Here is a 4,310-nt window from a genome sequence, read left to right on the forward strand (position 1 = left end):
CGCGGGACCCTCCTCCCGCGKGGAYGATTCGCACGGGAGGGTTCTCTCGTGGCGAGAGGCTTACGCGTGTGGGGTGTGACCAGGTAGAACGTGGGGGATGAGCGCTGTTCTCGATGAGCCGGGCGGGTCTGTGATCGCGGACCTGAGCCCGGGGGTGTGGGTGGTCTTGGGCAGCGCACCGTCGGGTGACGCGACGAGTGCGCCCGTGGACGCCGCGGGGGCCGTTGTCGTCCCGGTCGTGGTCGGTGCTGGTGTTGCGCCGGGGGCGCCGCGGACGTTGTCGCGGTCCGCGGTGTGGCTCGAGGGACGCCACGACGGTGCGGTGCGGGTCGTGGCTGCGCAGCGGCACGGGACGGTGCTGCTTGACCGGCACCAGTGGGGGCAGGAGGCAAGTCTGCCGTTCGGTGGGGAGCACGTCCTGCGGTCGGGTGTGTTCACGGTTGAGCTCGTCAACGGGGGGTCGTTGGCGAAGTTCGCGGTGACGACCGGGTTGGGTGATGTGCGACCGCCGGGGGTTGACGGGCAGATAGAGGGAACGGCGCCGCGGTGGTCGCGGCGGGACGTGTTCAATCCTGCGGTGCCGGCCCGGACGGTCGCGGCGCTGTGCGTGCTGGCGTGCGGGTGGCCGGGTCCGGTGCAGTCGATCGGGTCGGCGGAGCTGGTGGGGCACATGGTTGACGACCTGCTCGGGATGACGAAGTCGGACGGGTTCCTCACGCGGCGTCTGGACCAGGCGCTCGCGGATCTGGGGGTGGTGGTGTTCCCCGGGCAGGACAAGGTCCCGACGATCGCGGAGCAGATGCTGCGGGGCGGGGTGCTCGAGGACGCTGTGTATGTCGAGCTGGGGCAGCTCCTGGAGCAACGCCGCCGCGAGGGTGCCCGCGCGGTGGCGGAGCGTGCACGTGCTGAGCATGGGCGCACGGCCCGTGCACGCCCGGCGCCGCCTCAGCTGCCACCGTTTGGGGGTGGGCAGCGATGAGGGGCTGGGCGGCTTGAGCAGATGTGTTGATGGCGGTCGTGGGGCAGACACCGGTGGTGGGGTGACGTCCATCCCGCTAGACCTGGGTGTCAACGTGGCAGCCGCATCGGCGCCGCCGCCCGGCGGTGACGAACCGGCGAGCTCGCCCGCGGCACCTCCCGCAGTCAACGATGCGCGGTGTTCACCGCCGCGGATCGCGTACATGCGCAGATCACACACGGATTCGCCAGGTGATGCGAGATGTCGGGGGAGAAGTTGTCGGCCCCGGGATTCTTCAAGGGGTCGCAGGTTCAAATCCTGTCAGCCCGACCTCTCAGGCCTCGTGAGACGGTGTCTCACCAGGCCTGTCACTTGATCGGCGGACCAGAACCCCACAGAAACCCCACACTTTCGACCGGTCCGCGGGGCGTCAGCCGAGAGCTGAGAGCTGCATCGTGCCTGGTCGGAGCGGTAGAGCTAAGGGCTGCGGACAGCCTCGTGTGACGACAGGTCGCAGGTTCAAATGTGGTGAGGCCGATCAATCTGGCCTGGCGAGGCGCTTGCTCGTCGGCTCAGACTTGATCAACAAGGGGCGGGCGGTCGGCTAGGTACTGTCGGCCGGGTTCGCGGTGCGAGTCGCGGTCAGCGGCACGAACGGCGACCGCAGCCGCTCGAGGTTGGATGCAGAGAGGTGCGGGATATGAACGTTGCGTTATTCACCGCCGCTGTGGGCTTCTCTGGAATCCTTGTCGGATGGTTCGTGAGTGGCACTCAACGGGTGAGCGAGGAACTGGTCAAGGACCGGCGGGCCGCCTATGCCACGGTGATGGCGGCGGCCGATGCCATTTGCGCGGATCCCCGGGCCGACACTCGCGAGTTCGAGAAAGCCGTCGTTGCAGGGGACTTTCTCAGCTCGGCGCAGATGTATCGGTCCGGGCGTCTGCTGACGTTGCTTGATCACATTGGCACCGACGAGTGGAGGGGCGAACTCGACTGGTTTCGTGAGTTGGCGCGCCTCGAGAGCCAGCAGAACTCTGCCACGAGGCGGTGGCTGCATCGACGCCGGTATGTCGAGTTGTCCCGGGTCCAGCTCCGGGACCAAGGGCACCGGTCGGACTGAACTGCCCCTGGTTGCTAGGAGGCTCTGAGGTGCACCGGGTTCGGGATGCCAGGTGGCGTTCGAGCTGGCGGGCTATTCCTACCGGAGCAGATCCGTAGTCGGGTTCACCACGAGCCCATGTGGGGAGCTGAGAGCAGACACGTGGCAGAGCCTTGGCATCCGCGGCGTCGAGGAGGATTCAGTCGGCTGCGCATGCGCCCGCCGGACGAGACTGCCCCGGTGGGCACACCGAGCATGTCAGCTGGCGTAGGCGAAGTAGGCGTCCTCTCCGCTGGCGCATGCTCCGCTGAAGCAGGCCTGTTCGCGCATGTCGGTCCAGTAGGCGACGACGTGGGTCGTGCCGGGCACGGCCGCGATGTTGCTGTAGTCGCCGATGAATGAACTCGGGTGTGGGAACGCCGGATTCAGCGTGGCACCGGAGAACCAGCGGTCGCCAGTCGTGGGGTCGGACGACTGAGTGGACACGACGCTGCGGGAGTATGACGCCGGCCCGGTCTGGGTGAGCAGGACGTAGTCGTAGAGGTGGTTGGCTGGGTCGGCGGAGCGGTCGAAGGTGCCGATGCGTAGCGTGCCGGCGGCGTCGAACACGCCCCACGGCATCCATTGGTCACCGGCCAGCGGGATGGCGCTCGCCGCGGACCACGTCCGACCGTAATCGGACGACTGGCTGACGATCACGTCGGAGTTGGTCACGGCGCTATACGGGTCCGATGGGGCGGGCGTCACGCTGTTGCGCATGTCGGACCAGACCACCGCCAGATGCGCCGGGTTCGCCGGGTCGGCGGTGATGTTGCCGGCCGCCCAGCTGCGGAACGTCGAGTCCTGATACGTCTGCCGCCCGAGTGCGATGGGGTAGTCGGTCGCACCGTCGATGACGAGAGACACAGCGAACGGCCCGGCGATCAAGTCACCGGTCGCGGGGCTGACTTCCACGACCTCATACGTGTCGCGCCCGGTCGTGAGGTCACCGGTGTTGAGGAAGGACACGAATACCCGGCCGGTGGACGTCACCGTCGGCGTCGAGACGAACCCCAGACCAAGGTGTCCGGAGATCGGTGTCGGCGTCGACCACGTCGCGCCGCCGTCGTGGGTTACCGACGCGAAGATCGTCGTCGAGGTGGTCGCGCCCTTCTGCGCGTTGTGGAAGTCGCCGAAGGTGACGATCGCGTTGCCGGCACCCCAGGCGGCGACGTACTCCTTGTCCAACAGCTCGCCGACGCTGCCGAAGTTGCCTTTGCCCCGGGCGACGACGACCGTGTTCCACGTCTTGCCGCCGTCGTGCGATGCGTGCACGAGAACATCCGGGCTCTGCGCGTTGGTGGGTCCGACGAAGCGGAAGCCGAGGGTCGAGTAATAGACGGTGCCCGAGGCGTCGAACGCCACGGCAGGGTCCCCGGTGGCCTGGTACGCGGAGTTGGCGTCGACCGGGTATTCCGTCCACGTCCGGCCGGCGTCGAAGGACACGTGCGCGCGGGACAGGAGGGTTTCCGAGACATGCCCGCCTGGGTTGACGGCCAGCTGATAGTCGTTCACGCCACCGATGATGTTGTTGTGATTCGTCGGGTTCACCGCGATGGATGTCTCGTTGTGCGGAACGTTGAGCTCGCACGAGGTATTCACATTCGCGGCCGTCGAGGTGGTAGTCGAGCAGATCGGCGTGCCGATCTTCGCTCCCGGACTGGCGCCGAACACCGCGCTCGTCACGGGTGCGGGGGCATCGACGCCGTTATGGGAGAAGTCGACCGGGTGGGTGAGGTCACCGTCGTCGGCAGTCGCAGGTACCGCGGCGATGAACGACGCGGTCAACACGGCAACAGCGACGAGAGCCAGCTGCCGGGATCGCCGGCGCAAGGAAGTGGACATCAAGCCAAGACCTCCTAGGTTTCTGGAGCGACCTGATGCTCACCAGGCTGCTCGCCCTGGACCTCCCGGCCGGGCTATAGATCMGCGTCCCCACATCGGGAAGTGGCAGCCAAGGAACAACCGAGTGACGAGACCACCGTATTCATGGTCGAGCTACGCAGCCACAGCAAGGCGGGAGTCCGCAGTCGCGGAGATCAGCTACGTGCCTGCGTCCGGGATGCCCAGTGTTGCGGGCACGCACGCCAATAGGGGGCCGGTTCTGGCAGGGCGCCCGAGGGAACCATCCTCGCCAACCATGCTCGTCCCGGCAGTGACTGATCCGTTTGTCGATTCGTTCGCTGCCACCGGCCGCCGGGCATCGCGTAAATC

Annotated in this window: 3 protein-coding genes; 2 read left to right on the forward strand and 1 reads right to left on the reverse strand. The window is 67.2% G+C overall.

Annotated features, from left to right (window positions below):
- Positions 1-97: 97 nt before the first annotated feature.
- Both ACXJKG_RS19855 and ACXJKG_RS19860 read left to right on the forward strand, forming a co-directional pair.
- Positions 98-979: a hypothetical protein gene (locus ACXJKG_RS19855; protein WP_456847452.1), complete on the forward strand. Its 882-nt coding sequence runs from the start codon at positions 98-100 to the stop codon at positions 977-979.
- Positions 980-1,736: 757 nt separating this feature from the next.
- A complete protein-coding gene (locus ACXJKG_RS19860; protein ID WP_456847453.1) occupies positions 1,737-2,078 on the forward strand; it encodes a hypothetical protein in 342 nt (113 codons plus the stop codon).
- A gap of 237 nt (positions 2,079-2,315) precedes the next feature.
- Here ACXJKG_RS19860 and ACXJKG_RS19865 read toward each other — a convergent pair whose 3' ends face one another.
- Positions 2,316-3,941: a sialidase family protein gene (locus tag ACXJKG_RS19865; RefSeq protein WP_456847454.1), complete on the reverse strand. Its 1,626-nt coding sequence runs from the start codon at positions 3,939-3,941 to the stop codon at positions 2,316-2,318.
- Between the last annotated feature and the right edge of the window lie 369 nt (positions 3,942-4,310).

It is taken from the genome of Cellulomonas sp. P5_C6 (genome assembly GCF_054049635.1).